Origin of the sequence: Chamaesiphon sp. OTE_8_metabat_110, from assembly GCF_031382685.1 — a bacterium.
GTDB lineage: Bacteria > Cyanobacteriota > Cyanobacteriia > Cyanobacteriales > Chamaesiphonaceae > Chamaesiphon.
In genome coordinates, this window is sequence record NZ_JANMZA010000004.1 from 1 (window position 1) to 5,049 (window position 5,049).

Annotated in this window: 6 protein-coding genes; 2 read left to right on the plus strand and 4 right to left on the minus strand. The window is 45.9% G+C overall.

The genetic code is table 11. The features are described from left to right. The coding region (locus RMO52_RS00090) for a hypothetical protein (RefSeq protein ID WP_310409921.1) at nucleotides 1-249 on the plus strand (249 nt) is incomplete at its 5' end. A 177-nt stretch (nucleotides 250-426) separates the two neighbouring features. On the opposite strand, the gene RMO52_RS00095 is transcribed toward RMO52_RS00090, so the two are convergent. The 4 genes from RMO52_RS00095 to RMO52_RS00110 all read right to left on the minus strand — a co-directional run bounded on the left by RMO52_RS00095 (nucleotide 427) and on the right by RMO52_RS00110 (nucleotide 4,430). Beyond that, nucleotides 427-1,269: a universal stress protein gene (locus tag RMO52_RS00095; RefSeq protein WP_310409923.1), complete on the minus strand. Its 843-nt coding sequence runs from the start codon at nucleotides 1,267-1,269 to the stop codon at nucleotides 427-429. A 272-nt stretch (nucleotides 1,270-1,541) separates the two neighbouring features. Then, nucleotides 1,542-2,123, minus strand: coding sequence for a Uma2 family endonuclease (locus RMO52_RS00100; protein WP_309742553.1), 582 nt, complete (start codon nucleotides 2,121-2,123; stop codon nucleotides 1,542-1,544). Between the two features lie 86 nt (nucleotides 2,124-2,209). Then, nucleotides 2,210-2,989, minus strand: a complete 780-nt coding sequence (locus tag RMO52_RS00105) for an ATP-binding cassette domain-containing protein (RefSeq protein ID WP_310409925.1) — start codon at nucleotides 2,987-2,989, stop codon at nucleotides 2,210-2,212. A gap of 7 nt (nucleotides 2,990-2,996) precedes the next feature. Further along, a complete protein-coding gene (locus RMO52_RS00110; RefSeq protein WP_310409927.1) occupies nucleotides 2,997-4,430 on the minus strand; it encodes an MFS transporter in 1,434 nt (477 codons plus the stop codon). A 45-nt stretch (nucleotides 4,431-4,475) separates the two neighbouring features. On the opposite strand from RMO52_RS00110, the gene RMO52_RS00115 reads away from it, so the two are divergent. Beyond that, nucleotides 4,476-4,619, plus strand: coding sequence for a hypothetical protein (locus tag RMO52_RS00115; protein WP_309741824.1), 144 nt, complete (start codon nucleotides 4,476-4,478; stop codon nucleotides 4,617-4,619). Nucleotides 4,620-5,049: the final 430 nt, after the last annotated feature.

Sequence of the window (5,049 nt, forward strand, 5' to 3'; positions counted from 1 at the left end):
CATATAGGTGCTTATCTTGCCGCTTATGTCAAACAAATTCTCATCGAAGCATGTGGCTATTATGATACGGGTGTAATGAATTTTTTGGGTATCACGCTGGTATTCATGCCATTATTTGCGATCGAGTGGCGGCTGATTCAGCGGAGCTTGAAGCTATCTATGTCCAGCAGAGTTTGGGGATATTGCTTGAATTTGGCGATCGGTATCTGGAGTATTTGGCTCGTTAAATTTAGTTATTTTGCGTTATAAACTTGCAGATATTTAAGTAGGTAATTGCAAATATTTATTAGATAGAGATTGCCTGAAACCTAAGTGGTGGGCATTGCCCACTACATCTTACAAACTCTTACTCCCCCTTTTTAAGGGGGTTGGGGGGATTTTCTAGGGCTTAAGCTTAACAGAATTGAGTTTTCCATCCTCTAAAGCCTAACCCACCGATCGATTCAATAGCACAGGACAAGGAGCCTTAATCCGCACATAATCAGATAGTGAATTACCTAATAGGCGATCGAGATCTGGTAAATTTTTAGCGATCGAGGGGCGGCGATCTGGCGAACCAATGGCAATCAGATCGGTATTTAACTCTTGGGCTGCTTTACAGATTTCTTTACCAGGATCGCCGATCGCGACGATACACTTATAGGCTACGCCTTGCTTTTTCGCCTCACTAATTGCGGGGGCAAAAATCGGGTCGCGTTCGGGATTGACGATCGCTTCGGCAGCTTTTTGATTTGATTTAACTTGAATTAACTGTAATTGACTGCCCTTGATATCGCGCAATAACGATAGTGCGAATTTAAGCGATGCTTGAGCGGGAATCGAATTGTTGTATCCCACCATAATCCGATTTAGTCGTTTGATATCGACATCATCTTTTACCAATAACATCGGTCGCGAAGTAAGCTGAAAAACGTATTGACTGACAGAATTAGACAAGATTGATTCTAAGCGATTGAGTCCGCGCGAACCCATAATAATCAGGTCGGAATTTTCCTCATCAGCAACTTGACAGACGACATCTTTAGGATCGCCTTGTTTGAGTCGGACATTAACTTTTGCCGGATCGAGTTTGAGATACTCGATCGCATCGGCGAGGATTTTACCGCCAGCGGTGAGCTTTTGGGACATGAGTTCGGCAGTGACTTGGGGAGTCACTACATGCAAAATTGTGACGTTTGCCCCTTTAACTATCGGGCTTTCCATCAACACCTTGAGCATTTGTTCGCATTTTCCCAACCCAGCGACGGCAATTAGAATATTTTGAATCATTGGGATAATATCCTATCTAATTTTTAAATTAACTAATCGAGGCGATCGATTGCGATCGTCTTGACATTCAGGTGTTAAACAGTGGTTTTATATTCTCGATCTTGCACTACCGTCATGCCGATCTTGTCTCGATCGCAACATTATTTATCATTTAACGCCTGTAGACAATGGCAGATACGCGATCCCCCGTAGGAGCGTCATACCTAGAGCGCATCCGTAGCCAAGTCACACTTGCAGAAGATTGCTCGACATGGGCGAGAATTGTCTCAATATCAACCAGCGGATAAAATTTCCTCAGCGGTTAAATTTAGCGGTGTATCTTGAAATTGTAATTTGTCGCTACCTCGATAAACCTGTTCTTGATATTCTGCTGATGTCAAAGTTAACACCATAATTTCTCGAACCTGTGGATCGACAATCCAATAGAGCGGAATTTCGCGATCTAGATACTGATTTCGTTTGGCAATATAATCGCGGTCGCGTTGCAGATTGCCGGGGCTGACTACTTCTACTACCAAATCTGGTGCAGCCATACTCAATCTGACTGTATTGCGCGAACGTAATTGTTCGATATGTTCTGCTTTAATAATCGTCAAATCGGGATATCGATTGCGTGGTTCTCCATTTACTTCTAATTCTAGCCCGTGTCCCCGAACGCGCAAATAGCCAACAATTGGCAGAAAAGAAACTAACAAAAAATTAGCAATTCCGATATTAAATCCTGATTCCGGCGGCACTTCGACTAATTCCCCATTGAATAACTCATACAACCGATTGTTGCTATCGGTGTATTCTAAATAATCCTCAAAAGATTCAAATCGAGGATGCTTAACTACTGGGGTCGATCCTATCATCGAGCGGGAACTCCTAGAAAGGCTATTACTGAGTATATTGTAGCAAGCTTAAAATCGAACGAAGTAACCATATCCCAGCGATTAATTCAATCGATCAGGTGAATGGGGCCGTGGATACTGGCACTAAAGAATTGGCGTACCAATGGGTTGTCGGTGGTGTCGATTTCTGGGGTTTTACCATCCCATTGCACCTTACCATGATAGAGAAAGACGATCCGATCGGTCGTGCGGCGAATGGTACTATCTTGATGTGTCACCATGACGTAAGTACCACAGCCGCCTGGGACTTGCTGTAAATCTCGCACCAAATTTTCGATGACCGTAGATGCGATCGGGTCTAGACCTGCGGTTGGTTCGTCGTATAATAGGACTTCCGGATTGTCGTCGGGATGTTCGGGGTTGGACATGATCGCGCGGGCAAAGCTGACGCGTTTACGCATCCCGCCCGATAACTGAGCTGGATATCGGTCGGCAACGTCTGCCATCCCAACTAATGCTAACTTCTGTTCGACCAATTCCCGAATCTGTTTGCGGGGAATATGGGACTGTTGAAACATTCTAAAGCCGACGTTTTCTTCGACAGTCAGGGAGTCAAATAGAGCTGCTTGTTGAAATACCATCCCGATATAAATCGGATCGTTACCATCTTCAATTAATCCCTGTCGCAGTTGACCTCGAATATAAACTTCGCCCGTATCTGGGGCGAGTAAGCCCGCAATAATCCGTAAACTCGTCGATTTACCCGTCCCCGATGGCCCGATAATGCCCAAACCTTGTCCGGGATAAATATCCAAATCCATCTTGTCGAGAATGACACTATTGCCAAAGGCTTTGGAGACACCGCGCAGTTGAATTATCGGTTCCATTTACCCTCTAATTAGACTCATCTGCCGAATTATATCGCTGCGTGAAGATCCCGCCGATCGCGGAAATCGTTGCCAGACATATTAGCACTGTGGGGACACCTAATGCTGTTTCGGCGATCCCAGTTAGTGCCAGCGGTAGACTCAGGGCGATATTGATGGCATTATTTTGCAGTCCAAAGACTTTGCCACGCATTTCCTCTGGCGTCTCGCTTTGGATGGTGGTCTGCATCGGGATCATCACGCCAGCACTAAAGACGCCCATGCCAACCAAGCAGAGGAGGCTCAACCATAAAGACTGGGAAAATGATAACCCAAATAGCGAGGCTGCTACTCCGAGCGAACCATACAAACTCAATTGCGCGCGGGAGAATTTGGCACCGATGTAGCTCAAGGCTACTGCACCCAATGCCATCCCGACGCCCCCAGCAGCTAGGAGAAAGCCAAATTGGGAGGCTTTGATTTCGGGCAATAGTTCGGCCATGCGGACGGCAACTACTGTCATCGAAGCAATTACTGATTGGAGGATTACTAGCTGAATTAGTGCGCCTTTAATTTGCTTGTGCTTGCCGAGATAGCGGACGCCATCTTGGAGATCTGCCAGCACATGCGGCTCAGATCCGGTCGGGATTTGCTTGGTTTCCCCGGTACGCATCACGAGCAGAAAAATCCCAGCGAGGACATAACTAGATCCGACTAATAGTTCTTTGCCGATATTTACGCCTAAGCCGACACTGGCACCAATACTATCGGCGATGCCTAAAATCGGTTCGCCGATTGCAAAGCCGACAATCAGCGAACCCATTGCGGTTGTCGTGTACAGCGAATTGGCTGAGAGTAAATTTGGCTTATCGACAATCATCGAGATGGCTGCTTGCTCGGCGGGGGAGAAAAATTGCCCCATTGTCGATACTAGAAAGGTAATTGCCAGGAGAATTTCAAACCCGATCGGTAAATTAACTAAAACCTGCCCTTTAGTCAACCATAATAAAAACGGCACTGAAAGCACCAACAATCCCCGCAGCAGGTTGGTACTAACTAAAACCTCTTTTTTGTGCCAGCGATCGACAAATACCCCTGCCAGCGAGCCAAATAGCACCGCAGGGATCGTATTTGCAATCATGATCGCCGATACCCAACCACTGATACTCTGATTTTCGGATTGAAATTGACTCTCAATGATGGCGATCATCAATACCACATAAACTTTATCGGCTAGCTGCGAGAAGATCTGACCGCTCCAGAGGGTGACAAAGTTGCGATTTTTGAGGACTGAAATAACTCCTGGTTTAGGATTAGCTGTTTCAGTTGCCTGTATCTGTGGGATCGCGGCACCTTGCTCATTTGCGCCGACGACATCTACTGGCATTTCACTAGTTTCAGTATGTGTGTGGGCATCTGTCAGGTCATTTTCTGGTGCCTTGTCAAAATCAGATAATCGCATTGAGTAATGTGGTAGGGCTGTGATAACCGCAAAAGTTAAGTATTGATGAGACAAAGACTCTTCAGAGGAGGAGCTGCCTCAGAACTGAGCCTGCTGCTAGCTAGCAAGTATAACAAGTGCCAAGCTGGTGCGGGCAGATTCAAATGCTTGGAGCAGCCAGTTAAGTTAGCAGTAGCGATCGAACCCTAACTGCACTGATGGCTTCTTTCTCTTCTATTTTAAAGCGATTCAGGTCTAAGCAACAGATCGATCTCGCTTGTTGCGTAATTTAACATTGGTGCTTGACTCAGAGGGCATGACGCTCTCAACCTATCTTAAGTGGAAAACTAGTCACTCGGGATGATAAAAGCCCCACATGGATCGGTTCACCTAAGTTAAATAGCTGACCGCACCGAGGGATAATTGAGGTAGTATTATTCACATTTTGCACCAGCTCCAAAATCCCTAGTTAAGTGGGGTAAAGGTTAAAGGGAAAAGGAACACAGCGAATCATCTATCCTTTACCCCTTACCCCTTTCCCTTTACCCTAAAGCCACTAACAGTAAACACGTATTGGTACAAGATGTAAGATTACGCGCTCAGAAACTGACGGATCTCGGCATCTGTAGGCTGGGCATCG

What these genes read in the sequence shown, in the direction of transcription:
- RMO52_RS00095 (WP_310409923.1), bottom strand. Translation starts at nt 1,269, where the DNA reads ATGATTCAAAATATTCTAATTGCCGTCGCTGGGTTGGGAAAATGCGAA.
- RMO52_RS00100 (WP_309742553.1), bottom strand. Translation starts at nt 2,123, where the DNA reads ATGATAGGATCGACCCCAGTAGTTAAGCATCCTCGATTTGAATCTTTT.
- RMO52_RS00105 (WP_310409925.1), bottom strand. Translation starts at nt 2,989, where the DNA reads ATGGAACCGATAATTCAACTGCGCGGTGTCTCCAAAGCCTTTGGCAAT.
- RMO52_RS00110 (WP_310409927.1), bottom strand. Translation starts at nt 4,430, where the DNA reads ATGCGATTATCTGATTTTGACAAGGCACCAGAAAATGACCTGACAGAT.
- RMO52_RS00115 (WP_309741824.1), top strand. Translation starts at nt 4,476, where the DNA reads ATGAGACAAAGACTCTTCAGAGGAGGAGCTGCCTCAGAACTGAGCCTG.